This is a genomic window from Pseudomonas sp. ABFPK, assembly GCF_001586765.1.
GTDB lineage: Bacteria > Pseudomonadota > Gammaproteobacteria > Pseudomonadales > Pseudomonadaceae > Aquipseudomonas > Aquipseudomonas asiatica.
On the sequence record NZ_LQXW01000003.1, the window covers coordinates 1 to 22,495 of the forward strand.

At 63.2% G+C, this 22,495-nt stretch carries 20 protein-coding genes and 1 riboswitch; of the genes, 7 read left to right on the top strand and 13 right to left on the bottom strand.

Annotated elements, in window-relative coordinates; translation table 11 throughout:
* Positions 1 to 195 precede the first annotated feature (195 nt).
* The 3 genes from cpdA to WM94_RS03015 all read right to left on the bottom strand — a co-directional run bounded on the left by cpdA (position 196) and on the right by WM94_RS03015 (position 2,142).
* Positions 196 to 996 carry a 3',5'-cyclic-AMP phosphodiesterase gene (gene cpdA, locus WM94_RS03005; protein WP_082810466.1) on the bottom strand — a complete coding sequence of 267 codons (801 nt, stop codon included), beginning with the start codon at positions 994 to 996 and terminating at the stop codon, positions 196 to 198.
* 85 nt (positions 997 to 1,081) lie between these two features.
* Complete coding sequence (locus WM94_RS03010) at positions 1,082 to 1,534, bottom strand: DUF1249 domain-containing protein (RefSeq protein ID WP_016501905.1); 453 nt, start codon at positions 1,532 to 1,534, stop codon at positions 1,082 to 1,084.
* On the bottom strand, positions 1,525 to 2,142 hold the full coding sequence (locus tag WM94_RS03015) for an NUDIX domain-containing protein (protein ID WP_024087817.1): 618 nt from the start codon (positions 2,140 to 2,142) through the stop codon (positions 1,525 to 1,527). The genes WM94_RS03010 and WM94_RS03015 overlap by 10 nt, the downstream gene beginning before the upstream one ends.
* A 185-nt stretch (positions 2,143 to 2,327) precedes the next feature.
* On the opposite strand from WM94_RS03015, the gene WM94_RS03020 reads away from it, so the two are divergent.
* Positions 2,328 to 3,074 carry an RsiV family protein gene (locus WM94_RS03020; protein ID WP_061550404.1) on the top strand — a complete coding sequence of 249 codons (747 nt, stop codon included), beginning with the start codon at positions 2,328 to 2,330 and terminating at the stop codon, positions 3,072 to 3,074.
* Here WM94_RS03020 and cytX read toward each other — a convergent pair.
* Both cytX and thiC read right to left on the bottom strand, forming a co-directional pair.
* Positions 3,043 to 4,326, bottom strand: coding sequence for a putative hydroxymethylpyrimidine transporter CytX (gene cytX, locus WM94_RS03025; RefSeq protein ID WP_061550405.1), 1,284 nt, complete (start codon positions 4,324 to 4,326; stop codon positions 3,043 to 3,045). The genes WM94_RS03020 and cytX overlap by 32 nt on opposite strands.
* Before the next feature lie 165 nt (positions 4,327 to 4,491).
* Complete coding sequence (gene thiC / locus WM94_RS03030) at positions 4,492 to 6,372, bottom strand: phosphomethylpyrimidine synthase ThiC (RefSeq protein ID WP_015272025.1); 1,881 nt, start codon at positions 6,370 to 6,372, stop codon at positions 4,492 to 4,494.
* Between the two features lie 154 nt (positions 6,373 to 6,526).
* Positions 6,527 to 6,633: riboswitch (TPP riboswitch) on the bottom strand.
* Between the two features lie 160 nt (positions 6,634 to 6,793).
* On the opposite strand from thiC, the gene WM94_RS03035 reads away from it, so the two are divergent.
* Positions 6,794 to 8,230 (top strand): TolC family outer membrane protein, encoded by a 1,437-nt coding sequence (locus WM94_RS03035; protein WP_003258125.1) that lies wholly within the window; start codon positions 6,794 to 6,796, stop codon positions 8,228 to 8,230.
* Positions 8,231 to 8,382: 152 nt separating this feature from the next.
* Here WM94_RS03035 and waaA read toward each other — a convergent pair whose 3' ends face one another.
* Both waaA and WM94_RS03045 read right to left on the bottom strand, forming a co-directional pair.
* Positions 8,383 to 9,654: a lipid IV(A) 3-deoxy-D-manno-octulosonic acid transferase gene (gene waaA / locus WM94_RS03040; protein ID WP_061550406.1), complete on the bottom strand. Its 1,272-nt coding sequence runs from the start codon at positions 9,652 to 9,654 to the stop codon at positions 8,383 to 8,385.
* Positions 9,655 to 9,665: 11 nt separating this feature from the next.
* Entirely contained in the window at positions 9,666 to 10,556 is an 891-nt protein-coding gene (locus WM94_RS03045) for a LysR family transcriptional regulator (protein WP_039612452.1), read from the bottom strand.
* 87 nt (positions 10,557 to 10,643) lie between these two features.
* Here WM94_RS03045 and WM94_RS03050 point away from each other — a divergent pair, with 87 nt between their 5' ends.
* The 4 genes from WM94_RS03050 (at position 10,644) to WM94_RS03065 (ending at position 14,134) form a co-directional block, all read left to right on the top strand.
* On the top strand, positions 10,644 to 10,976 hold the full coding sequence (locus WM94_RS03050) for a multidrug efflux SMR transporter (protein ID WP_008095055.1): 333 nt from the start codon (positions 10,644 to 10,646) through the stop codon (positions 10,974 to 10,976).
* A 154-nt stretch (positions 10,977 to 11,130) separates the two neighbouring features.
* Positions 11,131 to 12,306 carry an FAD-binding oxidoreductase gene (locus WM94_RS03055; RefSeq protein WP_061550407.1) on the top strand — a complete coding sequence of 392 codons (1,176 nt, stop codon included), beginning with the start codon at positions 11,131 to 11,133 and terminating at the stop codon, positions 12,304 to 12,306.
* The gene (locus WM94_RS03060; RefSeq protein WP_061550408.1) at positions 12,303 to 13,115 is read left to right on the top strand and encodes an aldo/keto reductase; all 813 of its coding nucleotides are present in this window, start codon (positions 12,303 to 12,305) and stop codon (positions 13,113 to 13,115) included. The genes WM94_RS03055 and WM94_RS03060 overlap by 4 nt, the downstream gene beginning before the upstream one ends.
* A 50-nt stretch (positions 13,116 to 13,165) precedes the next feature.
* On the top strand, positions 13,166 to 14,134 hold the full coding sequence (locus WM94_RS03065; protein ID WP_061550409.1) for a hypothetical protein: 969 nt from the start codon (positions 13,166 to 13,168) through the stop codon (positions 14,132 to 14,134).
* A gap of 142 nt (positions 14,135 to 14,276) precedes the next feature.
* Here WM94_RS03065 and hldE read toward each other — a convergent pair whose 3' ends face one another.
* The 3 genes from hldE to WM94_RS03080 all read right to left on the bottom strand — a co-directional run bounded on the left by hldE (position 14,277) and on the right by WM94_RS03080 (position 18,828).
* On the bottom strand, positions 14,277 to 15,698 hold the full coding sequence (gene hldE, locus WM94_RS03070) for a bifunctional D-glycero-beta-D-manno-heptose-7-phosphate kinase/D-glycero-beta-D-manno-heptose 1-phosphate adenylyltransferase HldE (RefSeq protein ID WP_061550410.1): 1,422 nt from the start codon (positions 15,696 to 15,698) through the stop codon (positions 14,277 to 14,279).
* 130 nt (positions 15,699 to 15,828) lie between these two features.
* Entirely contained in the window at positions 15,829 to 17,637 is a 1,809-nt protein-coding gene (msbA, locus tag WM94_RS03075) for a lipid A export permease/ATP-binding protein MsbA (protein ID WP_061550411.1), read from the bottom strand.
* Positions 17,638 to 17,652: 15 nt separating this feature from the next.
* Positions 17,653 to 18,828 carry an O-antigen ligase gene (locus tag WM94_RS03080; protein WP_061550412.1) on the bottom strand — a complete coding sequence of 392 codons (1,176 nt, stop codon included), beginning with the start codon at positions 18,826 to 18,828 and terminating at the stop codon, positions 17,653 to 17,655.
* Between the two features lie 101 nt (positions 18,829 to 18,929).
* Between WM94_RS03080 and WM94_RS03085 the strand changes: the two genes are divergently transcribed.
* A complete protein-coding gene (locus tag WM94_RS03085; protein ID WP_015272032.1) occupies positions 18,930 to 19,535 on the top strand; it encodes a toluene tolerance protein Ttg8 in 606 nt (201 codons plus the stop codon).
* A 3-nt stretch (positions 19,536 to 19,538) separates the two neighbouring features.
* Here the strand turns inward: WM94_RS03085 and WM94_RS03090 are convergent, their stop codons facing one another.
* From WM94_RS03090 to WM94_RS03100, 3 genes are all read right to left on the bottom strand, one after another.
* A complete protein-coding gene (locus WM94_RS03090) occupies positions 19,539 to 20,630 on the bottom strand; it encodes a glycosyltransferase (protein WP_039612456.1) in 1,092 nt (363 codons plus the stop codon).
* A 37-nt stretch (positions 20,631 to 20,667) separates the two neighbouring features.
* Complete coding sequence (locus WM94_RS03095) at positions 20,668 to 21,441, bottom strand: glycosyltransferase family 2 protein (RefSeq protein WP_061550413.1); 774 nt, start codon at positions 21,439 to 21,441, stop codon at positions 20,668 to 20,670.
* A gap of 65 nt (positions 21,442 to 21,506) precedes the next feature.
* A complete protein-coding gene (locus WM94_RS03100; protein ID WP_061550414.1) occupies positions 21,507 to 22,463 on the bottom strand; it encodes a glycosyltransferase in 957 nt (318 codons plus the stop codon).
* Positions 22,464 to 22,495: the final 32 nt, after the last annotated feature.

A 22,495-nucleotide genomic window follows, 5' to 3' on the forward strand; every position in this document is an offset into this window, starting at 1 on the left:
GCGGCTGGCCCTAATAGGCCAGCCGCCTTTTCTTTTTCAAAATGTCAGCGCTGCCACAGATCTGAAGTCATGCGCCTCATGTTTGCTGCGCGACAGCGCAGCCCGGAAGGGCTGGGTGATCTCCCACAGGAGATCGCGTACCCCTGTGGGAGCGGCCTTGTGTCGCCATAGGGCTGCGCAGTAGCCCCAAAATCCTCAATAGCCAGGGCTATCGAAGTCGAGCTTCACCTGGAAATCCACTGCCCGCTCCACCCCGGTCTCCAACCGCCCGTCGGTGTGGAGGCGCAGCCAGCGGTATCCAGGCTGCTCCTCGCTCACCTTGAAATCCTCGCTGCGCGCCGCGAACTGGATGCAGGTCGACGGAGTGGCCAGCAGGCGACGACCGTCGCGCACTTCATCCCATTCCTGGTGCACATGCCCCCAGAGCAGCGCCCGCACCTGTGGATAACCCTCGACGATATCGAACAGCGCCTGGGCATTGCGCAAGCCGATCGGCGCAATCCAGGCACAGCCGATATCCACCGGCTGATGGTGGAAGCACACCAGGCAATGCCGTTCACCCGCCTCTCGCAAGGCCGTTTCCAGCACTGCCAGCTGGTCATCCTCCAGCAGCCCATGCGTCGCCCCGGGTACGGCCGTGTTGAGCATGACGATGCGCCACGCACCGATATCGGTCACCGCCTGTACCAGCTCCGGTGCCACTTGCGCCATGACTCGGGCCTCGTCATGGTTGCCAGGCAACCAGCGGGTGGGCACGGCAAACGGTGCGGTCAGCTCACGGAATGCTTCATAGGACGCCACGCTGGCGTCCTGGGACAGGTCGCCAGTGCACAGCAGCAGGTCGACAAGCGGTTGCTCCCGCCGCACCTGGGCCACTACATGGCGCAGGCTGTCACGGGTCTTGAGGCCCAGCATGCTGCCGGCCGGGTCGGCGAACAGGTGGGCATCGGTCAGTTGCACCACATGCACGGGGCGCGATTGGTCTGGCTGCGGCAACGGCCGTCTCCTCGAACGGATTCAGCGCGAATTATGGCTGTACAACGGGTGCGAGCAAACACCCGTACCCAAACCACGTCACAATTCAGCGAACGCTTGCCAGCTCGTGGCCACAGGCCAGGCAATGGCTCAGCCATTCACCGAGGAACAGGTTGAGCTGGGCCTTTTCGTCCGGCTGGTGCATGGCTTCGTTGGGATAGGGGTAGATGCTGCGCAGGCGCCGGGTGTGTTCGGCACTGACCACTTCGGCCATGCGCGCATCGTGGTACACCTGCACTTCCAGGTGCGGTACCGGCAACCACGGCAGGCTGTGCTCCTGGCGCACGTGCAGGGTGGTGGTGTACGGGCAGGCCAGCACCACGTCGAGCACCAGCACGCCGAGCATCTGGTCGCCCTGGGTCATGCCGATGCGGCGCGAGCTCTGGGTGGTGCGCATGTCGGGCAACAGGCGCATCAGCCGGGCGTAGTTGGCCTCGCAGGCTGCCTGCAGCCCGACCAGGTCGACCCGATAACGCTCGCGCAGCAGGTTCACTTCCACATACCTCGTACTTCATCACGGTTCAGCGCCAGCCATTGCAGGCCGATGATGGTCGCCGCGTTGCAGATGCGCCCGTCGCGCACCGCCTGCATGGCATCCTCGAACGACCACACGCGCACGCGAATGTCCTCGCCCTCTTCTTCCAGGCCATGCAGGCCGCCCGCCCCTTCACTGCTGCAACGGCCGAGGAACAGGTGAACGTACTCGTCACTGCCGCCGGGCGACGGGAAGTAACGGGTCATCGGCCATAGGGCGCTAAAGGCCAGGCCGGCTTCTTCTTCGGCTTCGCGGTGGGCGACTTCCTCGGGTTGCTCGTCCTTGTCGATCAGCCCGGCCACCATCTCGATCAGCCAGGGGTTGTCGACCTTGCCCAGTGCACCAACGCGGAACTGCTCGATCAGCACCACTTCATCGCGCAACGGGTCGTACGGCAGCACGCACACCGCATCATGGCGCACGAACAGTTCACGGCTGATCTCGCGGCCCATGCCCCCGGCAAACAACTCGTGGCGCAGGCGTAGCTTGTCGAGCTTGTAAAAGCCCTGGAAGCAGTTGGCCCGCTCAATGATTTCGAAGCCCTTGGGCACTGAGTTCAACGCGTCTGACATGGAAATCCTCATTACCTCGAATACCGCATCGCGCCATCCTACTCTGCACGCCTGCCGGTTTCACCCCTTTCCGGCAACCGTTCGCGCACTCGGGACAGCGCGCCTTCTCTCTGTTAGCTTAGTGGCGAACTGAAGGCCGCGCAGACGGTCAAAGGCCGACTTTTCCCTGTTCTGCAAGGATCCTCATGACACTTGTCAAACTGACTTCCGTGGCTGTGCTGGCCCTGGCCCTGGGTGCCTGCCAAAGCCTGTTTACGCCCAACTACCGGGCGCCGCTCGAGGTCAAGCGCGATGCCTGGGAGCATGTCAAACCCGGCTGCAGCGAAAGCGACTGCCCGCTGGTGAACATCGACATGATCCACTTCCCGGCCTTGCCCAAGCTCGATGGCATCGTCGAGAAACGCCTGCTGCAACTGACCGAAGACAACCAGCGCGGCAACGCACCGACCACCCTGCAAGCCTACGAGCAGCAGTACCTGGCCAGTGCCGACAAGCGCAACAGCAGCTACCTGCAGGCCAAGGTACGCGAGCAGCATGACGGACTGGTGATCATCGAATTGTCCAGCTACCTGGACAGCGGCGGCGCTCATGGCATGCCCGGGCGTGGTTTCATCAACTATTCGCGCAAGCTGGACAAGGTGCTGACCCTGCAGGACATGCTGGTGCCCGGCCAGGAAGACACCTTCTGGAAAACCGTCGAGGAATCGCACCACGCCTGGCTGATCAGCGTAGGCATGGACAAGGATGCCGAGTTCATCAAGACCTGGCCGTTCAAGCAGTCGCCGCACGTCGCCCTGACGTACGGCGCGGTGGTGGTCAAGTACGAGGTCTATACCATCGCGCCCTACTCCATGGGCCACGTGGAGTTGAAGATCCCCTACCCACGCCTGAATGGCGTGCTCAAGCCCGAGCTGTTTCCCGGCCGCGGCTGAAGCTCAGCAGCCCGTGCAGTAGCCCTGCCAGCAGCAATGCCGGCAGGGTCGCACCCAGGTCCGGCGCCTGCGCGGCGATCAGATGGTACGCGGCAACGCCCACCGCCCAGGCCAGCAGTGCCTGCCAGTGCAAGCCATGCACCTGTGCTGGCAAGCGGCGGCGACGGATCACGTAATGGTCCATCAATACCACACCGAACAGCGGTGCAAACACCGAGCCGATCAGCAGCAGGAAGTTCTCGTACTGTGCCAGTGGCGCCAGCAAGGCGATCAGCGTGCACAGCACGCCAATGCCCAGCGCCAGGTGCTCGACCTTCAGGCGCACCAGCACGCCGGTGGAAACGGCCGCCGAGTGAATGTCGGCAAAAGCCTTTTCCGACTCGTCCAGCAGAATCAGCAGCAGTGGAATGCCCATGCCAGCGCCCGCCAGGGCCAGCAGCAGGGCGTTGGCTTCGCCACTGTCGGCGAAGGCCAGGGTGTAACCCACGCCCAGGCTCATCAGCCAGGTGTTGCCGATGAAGTAACCCAGCACCGTACCACCGAATACATGGTTGCCGTTACGGGCAAAACGCGAGTAGTCGGCGATCAGCGGCAACCAGGACAGCGGCATGGCGATGGCGATGTCGAAGCCCACGGCCAGCGACATCGATCCGTCGCCGGCACGGTCCCACAGTGCCGCCAGGTCGGCCTTGGCGAACAGGTTCCAGGTCAGCCAAAGGCAAGCGCCCAGCAGCAGCCAGATGCCCCAGGTGCGCAGCACCTTGCGCACGAACGCCAGCGGCCCACCGACTGCGAGCAAGGTGGCCAGGGCGCCGAAGCACAGGGTCCAGAGCACAGGGCTGTTCCAGGCGCTGGCTTCGCCGAACGCCCGCGTGCCCAGCAGGCTGGCGGCATCGCGCATGACGATGATCTCGAACGCGCCCCAGCCCACCAGTTGCAGCAGGTTGAGCAGCGCCGGCAAGCGAGCGCCATGGCCACCCAGGCTCAGTTTCAGCGTGCCCATGGCCGACAGGCCGGTATCGCTGCCGATGACACCGGCAGCCCCCAGCAGCAGCACACCCACACCGGTGCCCAGGGCGATGGCCAGCAACGCGCCAGCAAGGCCCAGGCCAGGGGCCAGCATGGCGCCGACCTGCAGCACCATCAGGCCGATGCCGAGGGAGAACCATAGCGAGAACAGGTCGCGGGCGCCGAAGATGCGCTGGGCGGTGGGGACCGGGTGGTCGGGGGAGAATTGGCTGAGTGATGTCATGGTTGGCGCTCGCCGGCAATGTTGTTGGTGTTCCTGGCGAGGACTGCGTCCTCGTATCGCGACACAAGGCCGCTCCCACAAAAACCGCGCTGGCCTCAAGCCGTGCGCGGTCCCTGTGGGAGCGGCCTTGCGTCGCGAAAGGGCCGCAAAGCGGCCCCAGCGGTCTTAGACTTTGTGATACAGCTGGCTGCCTTCCTGGCGGAACCGCTCGGCCTGCTCACGCATGCCTTGCTCGACCGTCACATCCACGGTTTCGATCTTGGCGGCGTATTCACGCACTTCCTGGGTGATCTTCATCGAGCAGAACTTCGGCCCGCACATCGAGCAGAAGTGCGCGACCTTGGCCGATTCCTTAGGCAGGGTCTCGTCGTGGTAGGCACGGGCAGTGTCCGGGTCCAGGCCGAGGTTGAACTGGTCTTCCCAACGGAACTCGAAGCGTGCCTTGGACAAGGCGTTGTCACGAATCTGCGCACCCGGGTGGCCCTTGGCAAGGTCGGCGGCATGAGCGGCGATCTTGTAGGTGATGATGCCGGTCTTCACGTCATCCTTGTTTGGCAGGCCCAGGTGTTCCTTGGGCGTGACGTAGCAGAGCATCGCGCAACCGAACCAGCCGATCATAGCCGCACCAATGCCCGAGGTGATGTGGTCGTAGCCAGGAGCGATATCGGTGGTCAGCGGGCCGAGGGTGTAGAACGGCGCCTCGTCGCAGCATTCCAGCTGCTTGTCCATGTTCTCCTTGATCAGTTGCATCGGCACGTGGCCGGGGCCTTCGATCATGCACTGCACGTCGTGCTTCCAGGCGATCTTGGTCAGCTCGCCGAGGGTCTCCAGTTCACCGAACTGCGCGGCATCGTTGGCGTCGGCAATCGAGCCGGGGCGCAGGCCGTCGCCCAGCGAGAAGCTGACGTCGTAGGCCTTCATGATTTCGCAGATTTCTTCGAAGTGGGTGTACAGGAAGTTTTCCTTGTGGTGTGCCAGGCACCACTTGGCCATGATCGAGCCACCACGGCTGACGATACCGGTGACACGCTTGGCAGTCAGCGGCACATAACGCAGCAGTACGCCGGCATGGATGGTGAAGTAGTCCACGCCCTGCTCGGCCTGCTCGATCAGGGTGTCACGGAACAGCTCCCAGGTCAGGTCCTCGGCCACGCCATTGACTTTTTCCAGGGCCTGGTAGATCGGCACGGTACCAATCGGCACCGGCGAGTTGCGGATGATCCACTCACGGGTTTCGTGAATGTGCTTGCCGGTGGACAGGTCCATGACCGTGTCCGAACCCCAGCGGATGCCCCAGGTCAGCTTGGCCACTTCTTCCTCGATCGAGGAACCCAGGGCGCTGTTGCCGATGTTGCCGTTGATCTTCACCAGGAAGTTGCGGCCGATGATCATCGGTTCCACTTCCGGGTGGTTGATGTTGGCTGGGATGATCGCGCGGCCACGGGCGATTTCCTGGCGGACGAACTCAGGAGTGATTTCTTTCGGGATGTTGGCCCCGAAGCTGTGGCCGGCGTGCTGCTCGTCAAGCAGACCAGCGGCACGTGCCTCTTGCAGCTTCATGTTTTCGCGGATGGCCACGTACTCCATCTCGGCAGTGATGATGCCTTGGCGGGCATAGTGCATCTGCGAGACGTTGGCACCAGCCTTGGCCCGACGCGGGTTGCGCACGTGGGCGAAACGCAGCTTGGCCAGTTCGGCATCGTTCAGGCGCTGCTGGCCGAAGTCGGAGCTCAGGCCGGCCAGGCGCTCGGTGTCACCGCGTGCCTCGATCCACGCCGAACGCACATCGGCCAGGCCCTTGCGCACGTCGATGACAACGTTGGGGTCGGTGTACGGGCCGGAAGTATCGTAGACCAGCACCGGGGCATTGGACTCGCCACCGAAATCGGTCGGGGTGTCGTCCAGGCTGATTTCACGCATGGGCACGCGGATGTCCGGGCGCGAGCCTTCAACATACACCTTGCGCGAACGCGGGAATGGTTGCACGGACTGCTGATCGACTTGTGCCGATTCGCTGAGGTTGATCGCTTTTTCTTGTTTGGTCATCACAGGCTCTCCAGACGGCTTCCTAGCAGTGGAATGTCGGGGTGAACCTGAAAGGCGCGGACGCACCCTTGATGGGTGCAGTGCCGGATATGGGGGTGCCTGAAGCTGCATGCAGCTGCGACATTCCCGGACCTGGCACAAGAGGCTCCCCGGGAAGGCGAGCAATCTTGTTCCCTACGCAGGCGCTAACCTGATCAGGTTCAACGGGATCCGCAACTTTGCGATCTCAGCCTTTGCTTCAAGGCACCCCGACAAGAACATGCGCAGTCTAGACTGGAGTGGTCGGCAAAGCCAAGCAGGTAAATGCGCGGATGATGAAAGGCACCCCGAGCGATTGTTGCCGGGTGCGCATGGCACTACACTGGCCCGTCGCTCGATACTCAACAGTTCAGTAATTAAATTTCGTACAAGGATTGCCTCTATGCTGCGCAAACTCTCACTGGCAATAGCCGTGTCTTGTGCGTCCAACGGAGTGGTCTGGGCAGCGGACGTGCCCACTACAGTGAAAACCGACCTGGTCAGCGTCTATCAGGAAGCGGTCGACAACAACGCTGACCTGGCTGCGGCCCGCGCCGATTACGGCGCCCGCCGCGAAGTGGTACCGCAGGCTCGCGCCGGGTTGCTGCCTAACCTGTCGGCCGGTGCCGAAATGCTGAACACCCGCACCAAGCTGGACGAACCATCGGCCACCAGCAACCGCAGCGGCAACACCTGGAGCGCAACCCTGGCGCAACCTATATTCCGCGCTGATCGCTGGTTCCAGTTGCAGGCGGCCGAGGCGGTCAACGAACAGGCGGCGCTGGAGCTGTCGGCGACCGAGCAGAACCTGATTCTGCAAACCGCACAGAACTACTTCGCCGTGCTCCGTGCCCAGGACAACCTGGCCGCGACCAAGGCCGAGGAAGCGGCCTTCAAGCGCCAGCTGGACCAGTCCAACGAACGATTCGACGTCGGCCTCTCCGACAAGACCGACGTGCTGCAATCCCAGGCCAGCTACGACACGGCGCGGGCCAACCGAATCATTGCCGAGCGCCAGGTACAGGATGCCTTCGAGGCCCTGGTGACCCTGACCAACCGGGAATACACGTCGATTCAAGGCGTGGTCCATACCTTGCCAGTGCAGGTGCCTACGCCCAACGACGCCAAGGCCTGGGTCGAAACCGCCGGGCGCCAGAACCTCAACCTGCTGGCCACCAACCACGCGGTCGTCGCTGCCGAGGAAACCCTGCGCCAGCGCAAGGCCGGCCACGCGCCGACCCTTGACGCAGTTGCCAAGTACCAGAAGGGTGACAACGACAACTTCGGTTTCACCAACCCCGCGCCGGCCCCCGTTACGCGCTATAGCGGCGACGTCGAGCAGACCAGCATCGGCCTGCAGTTGAACATCCCGATCTACAGCGGCGGCCTGACCAGTTCGCAGGTGCGCGAGGCCTACCAGCGCCTGAGCCAGACCGAGCAGCAGCGTGAAAGCCTGCGCCGCCAGGTGGTGGAAAACACCCGCAACCTGCACCGCGCAGTGAATACCGACGTGGAACAGGTGCAGGCGCGCAAGCAGTCGATCATCTCCAACCAGAGCGCGCTGGAAGCCACCGAGATCGGCTACCAGGTGGGTACCCGCAATATCGTCGACGTGCTTGACGCCCAACGTCAGCTGTACACCTCGGTGCGCGACTACAACAACAGCCGCTATGACTACATCCTCGACAACCTGAGCCTCAAGCAGGCAGCCGGCACCTTGAGCCCGCAGGACCTGCAGGACCTCAAGCGGTACCTCAAACCGGACTACAACCCGGACAAGGACTTCCTGCCGCCGGACCTGGCGGCTGCAGCGGCGAAGAACTTCGAGCGTCGCCCCTGAGATAGGGATGTATTTTCCGCAGGGTGGGTTGCTTTTGATGGCCTCATCGCCGGCAAGCCAGCTTCCACAGGTTCTCCAATGGCCTTAAGCCTCGTGCAGTTCCTGTGGGAGCTGGCTTGCCGGCGATGAGGCCTGAAAATCCAACACCAGACTCAGCGGATAAGTGCACCCAGGCCATCGAGCAAGCGCTGCAATGCCCCTTGATTGGCCCGCATTACCGCCCTGCCCGCCTCGCCCATGCGCTGTGCATCCTGCGGCAACTCGACCAGCCGCCGCACCGCTTCGGCCAGCCCGTCGGCATCGTCCACCTGCTGCAACGCCCCTGCCTCGCGTAGCATCGCGCTGATTTCGAGGAAGTTGAACACATGCGGCCCCATCAGCACCGGCAAGGCCAGCGCCGCGGGCTCCAGCGGGTTGTGCCCGCCGGTCGCCACCAGGCTGCCACCGACGAAGGCAATGTCGGCCAGGGCATAGAGGAACAGCAGTTCGCCCATGGTATCGCCGAGCAATACGCGAGTCTGCGCATCAACCGGCGTGCCGGCAGAGCGCCGCACGGTGGTGAACTGTTCGCTGCACAGCGCATGCACCGCAGCGAATCGCTCGGGGTGGCGCGGCACCAGGATCAGCAGGGCATCACCATGCACCTGCAACAATTGCCGATGTGCCTGCAGGATCAACGCATCTTCACCTTCGTGGGTGCTGGCCGCGATCCACACCGGGCGCTGTGCAGCCCCCCACTGTTCACGCAATGCCTTGGCACGCGGCAACAGTTGCTCATCGATCTTCAGGTCGAACTTGATCGAACCGGTGACCTGTACGCAATCCGGACGCGCGCCCAGGTCACGGAAGCGCTGGGCCTCGGTTTCTGTCTGCACGGCAATCAGGCTCATCTCGGCCAGCATCGGCCGGGTCAGCCTGGCAAAGCGCCCATAGCCACGGGCCGAGCGCTCAGACAAGCGTGCGTTTGCCAGCGCTACCGGAATGCCGCGCTTCGCACACTGGTGGATGTGGTTGGGCCACAGCTCGGTTTCCATGATGATGCCCAGCTTCGGCTGCACATGGTCGAGAAAGCGCCCTGCCGCCCAAGGCAGGTCGTAGGGCAGGTAGCAATGCTGCACGCGTGGTTCGTCGGCGAACATGGCACGAATGCGCTCTGAACCGGTCGGGGTCATGCAGGTAAGCGTGATCGGCAATTCCGGGTAGGCCTTGAGCAAGGCGCGCACCATCGGTGCCGCCGCAATGCTCTCGCCCACCGATACCGCATGCACCCAGATGCCGCCCCGGCGCATGACCGGCAGCCTGAAAGCAAAGCGCTCGCCAATGCGTTGACCATAGGCCGGCGCCTTGCGCGCGCGCAGGTACAGGCGCAGCGCAACCAGCGGCAGGCCCAGGTGAAACAACAAGGTATAGAGAGTTCTGTTCATGGCCGCGGAGTTTACCCGATCGCGCGCAGGTGCACCGCAAAGCGCTCGGCCAGCCATTGCGCGGCAGGCCCCAGCGGCTCGTCACGACGCCAAGCCAGTTCCACCACCAAGGCCGGTGGCCGCCACTCGCTGTCCAGTTCGACCATGTGCGCCTGATAGGTCGGGTACTGCACCACGTGCCGCGGCAGCCAGGCCCAGCCCAGGCCACGCATCAGCAGTTCGGCCATGGCGTAGAAGCTGTCGGCGCGCCACACCTGCGGGCTGATCGCTTCGCCGCCGGGGTAGCCGCTTTGCTGCGGGGCTATCAGCAATTGTCGGTGGCGCGCCAGTTGCTGCCGGGTAACCCGGCCTTCGCCGGCGAGCGGGTGACCGACAGCGCATACCGTGACCATTTCGACGCTACCCAAGGCGCGCCGCTCCAGCGAGGCCGGGATGCTCTCGTGGTGGAAGAACAGTCCAAGATCGGCGCGCCGCTCCACCAGCTTGCGCGCCACATCGCCCTGGGCACCGCTGGCCAGCTGCACCTCCAGGAACGGGTAGCGGCTGGCCAGTTCGTCGAGGCTGTCAATGACCGGCTGATAGGGCATGGCTTCGTCCTGGGCGACCCGTAACAAGGCCTCCTGCCCGCGCATCAGCGCCAACGCACGGCCATCCAGACGCTCGCACTGGCGCAACAGTTCGCGGGTATCTTCCAACAGGGCGCTGCCGTTCTCGGTCAGCTTGGGTTGCCGGCCACTGCTGCGCTCGAACAAGGTTACCCCCAGGTCGGTTTCGAGCAGGGCGATCGCGCTGCTGATTGCCGACTGGGCCTTGCGCTGCTCGCGGGCCACGGCAGAGAACGAGCGCAGTTCTGCAACGCGCAGGAAAGTACGCAACTGGTCAAGATTCCAATGCTCGGCCATCGTCCTATCTCTCATAGTGATAGGTAATGACTTTACCCCATTCGGGGTGGGACTAGAATCTGCGGCCAGTTAACGGAGGATCTCGCCATGAATGCCTACACCTACCTCGCCATCGCCATCTGCGCCGAAGTCATCGCCACCGCTTCCATGAAAGCGGTGAAAGGCTTGAGCACGCCCTTGCCGTTGCTGCTGATGGTGGTTGGTTACGGCATTGCTTTCTGGATGCTGACCCTGGTGGTGCGCAGCATTCCGGTGGGGATCGCCTATGCCATCTGGTCGGGGCTGGGGATTGTGCTGATCAGTGTGGCAGCGCTGGTGATCTATGGGCAGAAGCTGGATGTGCCAGCGATGCTGGGCATGGCGATGATTGTGGGCGGGGTGGTGGTAATTCAGCTGTTTTCGAAGACGGCTGGGCATTGAGGCAGCCTGTACGGGCCTCATCGCCGGCAAGCCAAAGAGTTGATACAGGCCGCAGGGTCAACACCATCCCTGTGGGAGCTGGCTTGCCGGCGATAGGGCCATCACAGGTATACCCTGTATACTTGCCAGCTGTCCCAGTCTTCGAGGTACCGCCATGCCATCTGCCATTTCCACTGACGTGCTGATCGTCGGCGCCGGGGTCGCAGGCCTCTGGCTCAATGCCCGCCTGCGCCGGCTGGGCTACTCGACAGTACTGGTGGAACGCGCCAGCCTTGGCGGCGAGCAGACCATCAAGTCTCAGGGCATCATCCATGGCGGCACCAAGTACGCCCTGCATGGCGCCCTCACCGGCGCTTCGGAAGCCATCGCCGACATGCCGCGACGCTGGCGCGAAGCGCTGAGCGGCAGCGGCGAGCTGGACCTGACCCGCACTCGCCTGCTGTCCGACGCCCATTACCTGTGGTCGCCTGGCACCCTGGCCGGCAACCTCACCAGTTTCTTCGCCAGCAAGGCCGTGCGCGGCCGGGTCGACCAGGTGAAAGGCGAGCAACTTCCGCCCGCGCTGCAGGACCGCGCCTTCAAGGGCAAGGTCTATCGCCTGGCCGAGCTGGTCATCGACGTGCCCAGCCTGCTGGCCAACCTGGCCGAGCTGGCAGGCGACAGCCTGCTGGCCGGTGAGCACATCGAGCCGCTGCGCGAGGGTGAAGACCTGGTTGGCCTGCGCGTCGACGAGCGCGACATCCGCGCCCAGCGTATCGTGCTCAGCGCCGGCGCCGGCACCGAGCAGCTGCTGCATGCCCTGGGCCTGAACCAGCCAGCCATGCAGACACGCCCGCTGCATATGGTGATGGCCAAGGGTGCCAACCTGAAACCGCTTTACGCCCATTGCCTGGGTGGCGGGCCAAAACCACGGGTGACGGTTACCACCCACCCGGCCGCCGATGGCCAGTGGGTCTGGTACCTGGGTGGCGACCTGGCCGAAGCCGACGGCGTTGCCCGCGAGCCGGCTGCGCAAATCGCCGCGGCACAGAAAGAAATCGCCAGCCTGCTGCCATGGGTCGACCAGAGCCAGGTGCGCTGGGCCACCCTGCGGGTCGACCGAGCGGAACCGGCGCAATCGGGCCTGGTACGCCCGGACAACGCCTTCCTCGCCGACCAGCAACGCCTGCTGGTCGGCTGGCCAACCAAGCTGGCCCTGGCACCGGACTTCAGCGACCGGGTCATCAGCCACCTGGAGCGCGACGGTATCCGCCCACAGGCGCAGGCCGATTTGGCTGACCTGCCACGCCCACCGCTGGGCGTACCGGCCTGGGAGCAACTACTGCCATGAGCCTGCCGACCCTGCACGACTTCCATCGCCCCTTGGGCAGCACCGGCTTCAAGGTTTCGCCGCTCGGCCTGGGCACGGTCAAGCTGGGCCGCGACCAGGGCGTGAAGTACCCTACCGGTTTCACCATCCCCGGCGACGACGAAGCCCGCCTGCTGCTGGCTCAGGCCCGCGAGCTGGGTATCAACCTGATCGACACCGCCCCAGCATACGGCCGCAGCGAAGAACGCCTGGGCCCGCTACTGCGCGGCCAGCGCGATGAATGGGTGATCGTCAGCAAGGTTGGCGAAGAGTTCGACAACGGCCAATCGCACTTCGATTTCAGCGCCGCCCATACCCGCCGCTCGGTGGAGCGAAGCCTGCGGCGCCTGGAAACCGACCGCATCGAATTGGTGCTGGTGCATTCGGACGGCAACGACCTGGCGATCCTCGAACAGCAGGAGGTTTACCAGACCCTTGCCGAGCTCAAGCAGGAGGGCAAGATCCTCGGCTTCGGCCTGTCTGGCAAGACCGTCGCCGGCGGCCTGAAGGCACTGGAGCAAGGCGACTGCGCCATGGTCACCTTCAACCTCAACGAACAGGCAGAACGCCCGGTGCTGGACTACGCTGCCGAACACGGCAAGGCCATCCTGGTGAAGAAGGCACTGGCCAGTGGGCATATCTGCCTTGCCCCGGGCGTTGACCCGGTACAAGCCAGTTTCGAGCTGCTGTTCGCCCACCCGGGCGTGAGCAGTGCTATCGTCGGCACCATCAATCCGTTGCACCTGGCCCACAACGTGGCCACCGTCGCCCGTATTCTGGGCCAGCATTGAGTTGCCCCAGGCCCATGGGCCTGGACTGACCCGACGCAAGGAGGAGCCTCGTGGCGCGAACGCTGATCCGCAAGAACCCGAGCAACTTCAAGACACTACCGCTACATGTCGAGGCCACGCCCGAAGGTCTGATCTACCAGAGCATCGGGATGCCGCTGAATTTTGCCCAGATCCAACAACGGCGCAAGGCTATCCAGTTGCCCGACGTGCAGCGCTTCGTGGTCGAACTGGCCAACCTTGGCGTGTCGGTGCGGCTGACCCTGCATTGGCAGAACCGAGATTATTGGGTGCTGGTACGTCAGCGCCGGCAAGACCGTGGCGATGTGGTGCTGAAACTGATTTCCGGCTATGTGCCGGCGCAGGAGCTGAACCTGCCATTGCACACGGCCGTGCAGGAAGTGGCCGAGGAATGCTTGCTGGAAACCCCGGAAGGCTGGCTGGGCGGGCGCTTCAACGACACCTGGTTGCCGGTGCCCTACGCTGCCGCCCTGCACTACCGCGAAACGCCGCACTTCGTGCTGGCCCCGGAGTCGGGTGCCGCGCGCCCGGTGCACTGCGGCAAGCTGATGCTGCTGGAACGGCCGCGGGCGTATGTGCACTTGCCCACCGCCTCGCTGCAACTGATCTACGACATGCGCCTGCAAGTACCCCGGGACGCCAAGAAGCTCAGCCTGTTCCACGTTGATGAGCGGCTGGAGGGCGACCAACTGGTGGCGCGGCTAAATCGCAAACGACCAGACCTGTACCTGATGCCATTGAAGGACGGCCAGCCACTGGCTGAGCTGTATACCGTGAAGAAGGACGAACTGGTGCCGGCGAGCACGCGCGGGCTGTACCTGGCCGAAAGTTTTGCCCGGCAGGAAGGCTGGGTGGTCACGGACGAGCGGGTGCGCTGGAAGGATTGGGTGAAGCAGCAGGGGTTGGTGGAGAACAAGCCGGTGCGGGCATCGCACCTGCAGCGGTTTGGCGACAAGGCGCGGGAACTGCTGGAGCGGGCGCGTACTTCACTGCACAAGTAAGATTCCGAGGCCTGTGCCGCCCCTGTAGGAGCAGCCTTGTGCTGCGAAGAGGCCGGTAGAGCTAAAGAAATGCTTTGCCCTACCGGCCTCTTCGCAGCACAAGGCTGCTCCTACAGGTAATGAGGCAGCCTCAGAGGCTCGATCAGTTCTTGCGAATTTTCTCGACGATTGCTGTAGTCGAGCTGTTCTCGACCAGCCCCAGCACCTTCACGGTACCGCCATAGGCCTTGACGATATCGGCACCCACCACCTGGTCGATGCCATAGTCGCCACCCTTGACCAGCACGTCCGGCTTGACCTGGCTCAGCAGGTTCTCTGGTGTACCCTCGGGGAAGCTGATGACCCAGTCCACCGCCCCCAGCCCGGCCAGTACGGCCATGCGCCGGTCGACGCTGTTGATCGGCCGGCCCGGCCCTTTCAGGCGGCTGACCGAGGCATCGTCGTTGACCGCGACGATCAGGCGATCGCCCTGGGCCCGCGCCTGCTCCAGGTAGGTGACATGCCCGGCATGCAGGATGTCGAAGCAGCCGTTGGTGAAGACGATCTTCTCTTTGTGCGCCCGCGCGTCATCAATGGCCAGCAGCAGTTGCTCCAGGCCCAGCACGCCGCGCTCGGAGCCTTCCTCACGCTGGATCGCCCGGCGCAGCTCGGGGGCGCTGATCGCAGCCGTACCCAGCTTTCCGACCACGATGCCCGCTGCCAGATTGGCCAGGGCCACCGCGTGGGGCAGGTCCTCGCCGGCAGCGATGGCCGCGGCGAGTGTGGAGATGACGGTATCACCGGCACCGGTCACATCGAACACTTCACGCGCCCGCGCCGGCAGGTGCAGCGCCGGCTGGCCGACGCGCAGCAGGGTCATGCCGTGCTCGCCACGGGTCACCAGCAAGGCGCCAAGGTCCAGGTCCTGCAGCAGTTGCAGGCCCTTGGCGACCAGCTCGGCCTCATCGGCGCAACGGCCAACGATGGTCTCGAACTCGCTGAGGTTGGGAGTGATCAGGCTGGCGCCACGGTAGATGGAAAAATCCTTGCCCTTGGGGTCGGCCAGCACCGGAATGCCCTTGGCCCGCGCGGCCTGGATTAGGCTCTGGTGGTTTTTCAGTGCGCCCTTGCCGTAGTCGGACAGGACCAGCACCTTGACGCCCTCGAGCAGGCTGTCGACCTCCGCACCCAGCGACAGCGGGTCGGTAGCGAATGGCTCTTCGAAATCGATGCGCAGCAACTGCTGGTGACGGCTCATTACCCGCAGCTTGACGATGGTCGGCTGGTGCGCGATGCGCTGGAACACCGAGCGCACGCCTGCAGCTTGCAGGCTGTTGGCCAGGCTGTCGGCGGCCTCATCCTGGCCGGTGACGCCAATCAGCGAAGCCGGTGCACCCAGGGCGGCGATGTTCAAGGCAACGTTGGCCGCGCCGCCGGGGCGATCCTCGATCTGATCGACCTTGACCACCGGGACTGGCGCTTCAGGCGAGATACGTGAAGTACCGCCATGCCAGTAGCGGTCGAGCATGACATCGCCGACCACCAGTACCGGGGCTTGATCGAAACGCGGCATGGACAACTTCATGGGCAACCCATATGGAAATAATGAACAGGGACAGGATATTAGCACAGGGTAGACGACGGCTTTATGGCCAGATCACCCCAGGAAAATTCCCGTGACAATCGGGGCCGCGATGGCCCCGATCAGCGAGGGGTCAGGTGATATCGGCCTTGGCCGGCTCATCCAGGCCCATGGCATGCAGGCGGGCATAATGGCCATTGGCCGCAAGCAGCTCGGCATGGGTGCCGCGCTCGACCAGGCGCCCCTGGTCCATGACCAGGATCTGGTCAGCTTTCTCGATGGTCGACAGACGGTGGGCGATCACTAGCGTGGTACGGCCCTGCATCACATGGTCCAGGGCAGCCTGGATATGCCGCTCGGACTCGGTATCCAGCGCCGAGGTGGCTTCGTCGAGGATCAGCAGCGGCGCATTCTTCAGCAGTGCCCGGGCAATCGCCAGGCGCTGGCGCTGGCCGCCGGAGAGCAGCACGCCGTTCTCACCCACTTCGGTATCGAAGCCTTTCGGCAGCCGGTCGACGAACTCCTTGGCATAGGCATCGGCCGCAGCGGCTTCGATGTCGGCGCGCGGGGCGCCGGCCAAGTCGCCATAGGCGATGTTGTTGGCCACGGTATCGTTGAACAGGGTGACATGCTGGGTCACCTGCGAAACGTGGCGACGCAGGTTGCGCAGGCGATAGTTCTCGATGTCCACGCCATCGAGCAGGATCTGCCCCTGGTCGTGGTGATAGAAGCGCGGTATCAGCGCTGCAAGCGTAGACTTGCCACTGCCGGAGCGGCCGACCAGTGCAATCATCTGCCCTGGCTCGGCTACGAAGCTGATATCGCTCAGCACCTCACGCTCGGTACCCGGGTAGGTGAAGCTGAGGTTGCGCACTTCCAGGCGCCCTTCCACCCGCTCCTTCTCGACGGTACCGGTATCCACTTCAGGCTCTTCGTCCAGTTGCTCGAAGATGCTTTCGGCGCCGGCCAGGCCCTTCTGGATGGTCGAGCTGACTTCCGAAAGCTGACGTATCGGCTTGGGCAACAGGCCGGCGGCGGTGATGTAGGCCACCAGATCACCGGCAGTGGAATCACCGCGCAGGAACAGCACCAGGAACATCAGCGCGGCCATGGCGGTGTAGATCACCAGCTGCAGCATCGGCGTGTACAGCGAGCCGGTCTTGGTCATGTGCAACTGCTTGTCGGTATTGCTCTGGCTGGCCTTGCCGAAACGCTGCTCCTCGTAGGCCTCGCCGCCGAAGCTGCGCACCACGCGGTAGCCCTGGATGGTTTCCGAGGCGACATGGGTGACGTCGCCCATGGCTACCTGGATTTTTTTGCTCTGCTTGCGGAATTTCTTGCTGGCGACGCTGACCATCACCGCGATTACCGGCAGGATGGCGACCATAACGAGGGTCAGGTGCCAGTTCATCCACAGCAGGTAACCAAACAGGAACACCACGGTCAGGCCTTCGCGGATCACCACCTTGATCGCATCGGTCGCAGCACCAGTGACCATGGTCACGTTGAAGGTGATGCGCGAGATCAGGTGCCCGGAGTTGTGGTTGTCGAAGTAGCGGTTAGGCAGCACCAGCAGCTTGTTGAACAGTTCCACACGCAGGTCGTGCACCAGGCACAGGGAAACCTTGGCCAGGAAGTAGTTGCCGAGGAACGAGCCCAGCCCCTGCCACGCGGCGATCAGGATGATCAGCAACGGCACCGCCTGCAGCAGTTGCAGGTCGCGCAGGTAGGGAACGTTTGGGAACAACACCGCTTCGGGGTTGCTCAGCCCATCTACGAAATACTTCAGGATCCCGGCCAGCATCGGCTGGGTCGAGGCAAAGATCACGAAACCGATGATGCTCAGCAGGAAAATGCCGACATAGGGTTTCACATAGCTCAGCAGCCGGAAGTAGATCTTCAGGCTGGAGGTGTGTTCCGCCGGTCGCGGTGTTTCGGCCATTATCAAGCTCGCTGTTCAGGTTGAACCGGAAATTTTACCACAGGCATCATTTTCGGCACTCCCCCATGGCAGCAACATGGCCAGGCCCACGGGCAGCCAGCTGATGAACCATTCGGCACGTGGCGTACCAGTGAGGCTGGCGGCATCGAACTGCATGGCCAGGGTGGAGTACACCCAGAAACCGAGCAGGATCTTGCCGAACAACGTGCCACGTGCGCGGACGATTTCGCCCAGGGTGTACAGCCACACCATGACCCACAGCAGCATGCCGGGCAGGCCCAACTCCACTGCGATGTGGGTGAACATGTTGTGGGTATGGTCGAAGTGCTTGCCCACTGCACTGACGTCGTAGGCAGCGCCCAGGCCAAGGCCGGTCCAGGGATGTGCGGCGATCATGTCGACCACGGCGTGGAAGATTTCCGGCCGGTAGGACGAACCGCGCTGGGCGATCAGGTCGTACACGAGATAGAAGGCCAGGCAGGTGGCAATGGCCGCCAGCACGGCAAACACCCGGCTGTGGCGGTCACGGAACCACAACGGGGCCAGGATCACGGTGAGCACCAGGGCCAGGATTGCCCCACGGCTCTGGCTGAGCATGGCAAACAAACCCAGACACACCAGCGCCACCAGCCACAACAACTGCAGGCCACGTTGCCGCGGCGGCTCGTAAAGCAGGAAGAGCACGGCCGAACCGATGACATAGGCGCCCAGGATCGGGTGCGATATCTCGCCGATGCCCTCCAGCCGGGCCAGCAATGGCATGCCCAGCACGCCGTAGAAATGGATTACCGAGATCAATGCGGCAACGGCCAGCAAGGCGCTGCCGGCCAGCAACAGTTGACGAATGCGGGCCTGGCCAAGCTGGCCCAGCAGCGGGAACGCCAGCAGGAATACCAGGATGTAGAGCAGGCGCTTGGCCTCGCGCCCCGGGTTTTCTGCGGCCGACCAGACCAGGCTGAGCCCGCTCCACGCCAGCAGCAGCAACACACTCCCCCACAAGGCCGGCTGACGCCGCCAGGCCTGCACTATTACCTGCCTTGCGGACCACGCCATTACCAGCGTCGGCAACCACAGGAACAGCACCAGGCCTTGCTGATAGACCTTGTTGCTCGGTGCCAGGGCAATCGCTGCCAGGAACCAGACCAGACCAAACCCCAACCAGGCTTGCGCCCAGTTTTTTTGATACAACATCCTTTCCCCCGATGAATCAAAGACACCATCCAATGGTGCTACAACATTATTTTCGGCATTATTGCCGGTCATTCTGTTCGCCCGACGACAAGGCTCTATTCATGCAATGCTCCCGGCTCCCCCAGGTCGACTTCGATCAGCTGACACAAGGCGCACAGGTGCTTGAGGCAGATAGCCATGGCGCCAAAGTCTACCTGCTCGCGGATGGTAATTTCCTCAAGGTTTTTCGTAGGAAGCGGCTGATTTCATCTGCACTGCTGCGCCCGTACTCGCAGCGCTTCGTCGACAACGCCGCACGCCTTGCACAGCTGGGCATCCCCACCCTGGAGGTGATCAGCCAGCACAAGCTTGACCTGCCAGGGCGTACCGCCGTGCTGTACCGCCCGCTGCCAGGGCGAACCTTGCTGCAGATGTCGCGCGATGAGGGTTTCAGCTGGGACACCTACCTGCCGCGCCTGATCGAACTGATTCGCCAGTTGCATCGCAGCGGCGTGTACTTCCGCTCGTTGCACCTGGGTAATGTGGTGGTCACCCCCGACCAGCAACTGGGCCTGATCGACGTTGCCGACATGCGCTTCCTGCGCCCGCCGCTGTCGGCGCGCATGATTCGGCGCAATGTGCAGCATATGGTGCGTTATATCGAGCGGGAGAACCTGGGTGACCGGTTCCCCCTTGCCGCCTTCGAGGCAGCCCTGCTGGCACGCTGAGCATCAACTGCGCAGCAGGCTTTGCGAGCCATTGCAGAATGCTTGCCAGGCCCGCTCCGGGGCCAGCGCCTGGCGCTGCCGGGCAGCTACCGCCGGGGCACCGAGCACCGAGCAACGCTCGATCGCCTCGGCCCAGGCATTTTCATTGGCAACGGGCAGGTAGCCACCGGTGTCCTGCAACTGCTCGCGGAACACCTGCAGGTCGCTGCATACCACCGGCACGTCGGCCATGACCGCCTCCTGCACCACCAGCCCCAGGCCTTCGGAGCGCGAAGGCACCAATAGCCAGTCGAATGCCCGGTACAGCTGCTGCAGGTCGTCTCGGTGACCACTCAGGTGAACACGACCAGCCAGGCCAAGCGCGTCGATACGAGCCTGCAGCACCGCACGCAGAGGGCCTTCGCCGATGATTGCCAATTGCAGGTCCGACTGGCGCGCACTGGCCTTGGCGAACGCCTCGATCAGCATCTCGAAACCTTTGCTCTCCACCAGCCGCCCGACCGCGCCCAGCATTACCCCTGCTACCTGTGGCAACTGCAGGGCCTGCCTGGCTGCGTCCCGACTCAACAACGGTTCGGCGAAAGCCAGCGGGTCAAGGGCCATGCGCAAGGTCCGCACTGGCCTGCCCAGGTCGTGTTCGAGTGACGTGGCAAGTGTCTGTGAAACGGCGGCGATGCTCAGACGCTCGGCCGGAAACATGCGCAGCAGGCGAACATCGCTGGCACTCAGGCGCGTCTTGCCGTGGAACAGCACCTTGGCACGCACCTGCGGAACCTGCTGCAACAACGGCAACACCAACCGCGCCACACCGACACCGTCGAGCAGCACGACTTCAGCCTGGGCCTCGTTCAGCGCCTTGCGCAAGCGCATGCGCAACCATGGGCGCAACAGGCGCCAGAAGTGCCGCCCTTTCAGCGCCCGTGACGGCATATGCCACTCCCGGGTCGAGCCAAGCCCACAGCAAAGCCCGCTACCCAGCAGCAGCCAGTTACTGATCCGGGCATCGGCACCCGCGTGTGACAGCACCTGCCGATGCACCTTGTGGATGGACATGTACGGCGTTCCACCCGCCCACATCACATTGACGATGTTCATGGGCCCTCTCCCGCTCATGTCAGGTGGGACAGCGACTTCACTGAACAAAAATGGTGATTCCCATGCCAATCACGGCACCCGCCACCAGCGTCAATGCCAACTTTATCCGATCACGTTTACGACGTTTGGCCTTGCGTTCCACTTCGATGGGCAAGGTCACGTGATTACCAAATCCAGTGTGCAATACTGCATCACCCTCCAAGGTGACCGCTGTCAGGTTTAACTCAGAATAACGCCGGGAAAGTGCCTTCTCTCCAGCATAGGCGGCAAATGGCGCGCAACGCTGGTAATCGCTCAAACGGCGCAATCCGGGGTTGAGCGAAAACGCCTGCCACTCGGCCTTATCGGACAGCAGTGGGTAGCAAGGCACCCCGGCGATCACCCGGCGATCACCCAGGTGAATGTAAGGGCTGTGAATGACCAGGTCATGGGCATGGCTGCGCAGCCACACCTGCAACAGATCAGGGCTGACCTCCAGAATGGCCCGGGAGTCTTCGACGAAGCCCTGGCGATAGAAGTGCCAGTCGTCCTCGCAGTGAAAGATGTAGGGCGTCTTGACGTGGCTGTAGGCCAGGTCGATAGACGGCAACTGGCCCAACTTGGGCCGGTTTACGAACACCTTGCAGTGCGGTTTCCAGTGCTCAGGCACAGCGGCATGCACGGCATCGTCACCGGAATCTTCGGTGATGAACACTTCGCGAATGGGCGCGGTATTGTAGCGATCGAAACTCTCAAGGGTATCTTTGAGCAGATCGAACCGCCCACAACTGGTCACGACGAGCGTGACATCACTCTCATTTGAAAAGCGCACCGGACTCCCTCCGCATTGCGACTTCGACTTCCAACGCCCGTTCCACAGGCGCGAAAGTTCTTATGTTAGATGCCCAGCTTCAGGCGCAGCCGCTGCCATGCAGACAACGGCGGATGTGGCCTGAGCGCCGGGCGCATGTGGTCGACGATGCTACGTCCAACAGCCCCGAAACTGAAACGGGAAACCGCCAGGTGGCGACCATTTTCTGCAATCTGCCGGGCCAGTTCAGGGTCCGCGCGCAAACGGCGGAGCTTTTCCTGAAGGGTCGGGATGCTGTCATAGAACACCACGTTGTGCATGTCCTGCAGGCCCAGTGCGTGGTTCTCTTCCTCGCCCTGGTCATACGCCAGCAACACACAGCCACAGGCCATGGCTTCGAAGTTCTTGATCATGTATTCGCCCATGCCGACGTCGGCACTGACGAAGAAGCGGATCCGGTTGAGTGTGTTGCAGTAGTCTTCACCCGATTTGGTACGGGTCACCACCAGGTTCTCGACGCGGCCCAGTTCGTCCAGCAATGCCTTGCGGCCGCTGTAGGCCACGCTGTTGGTGCTGCCGACGAAGGCCAGTTCGATGTCGCGCTCACGCCCCTGGTCGGCCAGCAACTGCTCGTCGTAGCCCTTGGGCACGAACACGGCGTCGAAACCTTCCTGACGCAGGCGCTCGCTAACCATGTAGCCTGAGCTGATCACCCGCGCCCAGGGCAGCTTGCGGTAATGGGCGCTGAACTTGCCGGTGTACTTGCACGGGATGTAGTTCTGGTAGGCATCGTGCTCGAGGATGACCAGGTTCGGCACCGTACGGATGAATGCCGCCTGACGGATTTCCTGTTTGAAACGCAGGAAGAAAACAATGCGGTCATAACGCTCGACCTGCACTTCACGCTTGAAATAGCGGCGCAGGTTGCGCTGGTCTTCGCTGGTCAACCAGCGCAGGTCGCACTCGCAGTTGGCCGCGACGCCATCGTACAGGCGGTCGAGAATCGCCCGCTGTTCCTTCTGCACCAGAAATAGGACTTTCATTGGGTTCCTTGGGCGCTCTGCGCCATCGCGGT

Coding starts and splice junctions, on each gene's coding strand:
- WM94_RS03015 (WP_024087817.1), bottom strand. CDS start 2,142: ATGTCAGACGCGTTGAACTCAGTGCCCAAGGGCTTCGAAATCATTGAG.
- WM94_RS03020 (WP_061550404.1), top strand. CDS start 2,328: ATGACACTTGTCAAACTGACTTCCGTGGCTGTGCTGGCCCTGGCCCTG.
- cytX (WP_061550405.1), bottom strand. CDS start 4,326: ATGACATCACTCAGCCAATTCTCCCCCGACCACCCGGTCCCCACCGCC.
- thiC (WP_015272025.1), bottom strand. CDS start 6,372: ATGACCAAACAAGAAAAAGCGATCAACCTCAGCGAATCGGCACAAGTC.
- WM94_RS03035 (WP_003258125.1), top strand. CDS start 6,794: ATGCTGCGCAAACTCTCACTGGCAATAGCCGTGTCTTGTGCGTCCAAC.
- waaA (WP_061550406.1), bottom strand. CDS start 9,654: ATGAACAGAACTCTCTATACCTTGTTGTTTCACCTGGGCCTGCCGCTG.
- WM94_RS03045 (WP_039612452.1), bottom strand. CDS start 10,556: ATGGCCGAGCATTGGAATCTTGACCAGTTGCGTACTTTCCTGCGCGTT.
- WM94_RS03050 (WP_008095055.1), top strand. CDS start 10,644: ATGAATGCCTACACCTACCTCGCCATCGCCATCTGCGCCGAAGTCATC.
- WM94_RS03055 (WP_061550407.1), top strand. CDS start 11,131: ATGCCATCTGCCATTTCCACTGACGTGCTGATCGTCGGCGCCGGGGTC.
- WM94_RS03060 (WP_061550408.1), top strand. CDS start 12,303: ATGAGCCTGCCGACCCTGCACGACTTCCATCGCCCCTTGGGCAGCACC.
- hldE (WP_061550410.1), bottom strand. CDS start 15,698: ATGAAGTTGTCCATGCCGCGTTTCGATCAAGCCCCGGTACTGGTGGTC.
- msbA (WP_061550411.1), bottom strand. CDS start 17,637: ATGGCCGAAACACCGCGACCGGCGGAACACACCTCCAGCCTGAAGATC.
- WM94_RS03080 (WP_061550412.1), bottom strand. CDS start 18,828: ATGTTGTATCAAAAAAACTGGGCGCAAGCCTGGTTGGGGTTTGGTCTG.
- WM94_RS03085 (WP_015272032.1), top strand. CDS start 18,930: ATGCAATGCTCCCGGCTCCCCCAGGTCGACTTCGATCAGCTGACACAA.
- WM94_RS03090 (WP_039612456.1), bottom strand. CDS start 20,630: ATGAACATCGTCAATGTGATGTGGGCGGGTGGAACGCCGTACATGTCC.
- WM94_RS03100 (WP_061550414.1), bottom strand. CDS start 22,463: ATGAAAGTCCTATTTCTGGTGCAGAAGGAACAGCGGGCGATTCTCGAC.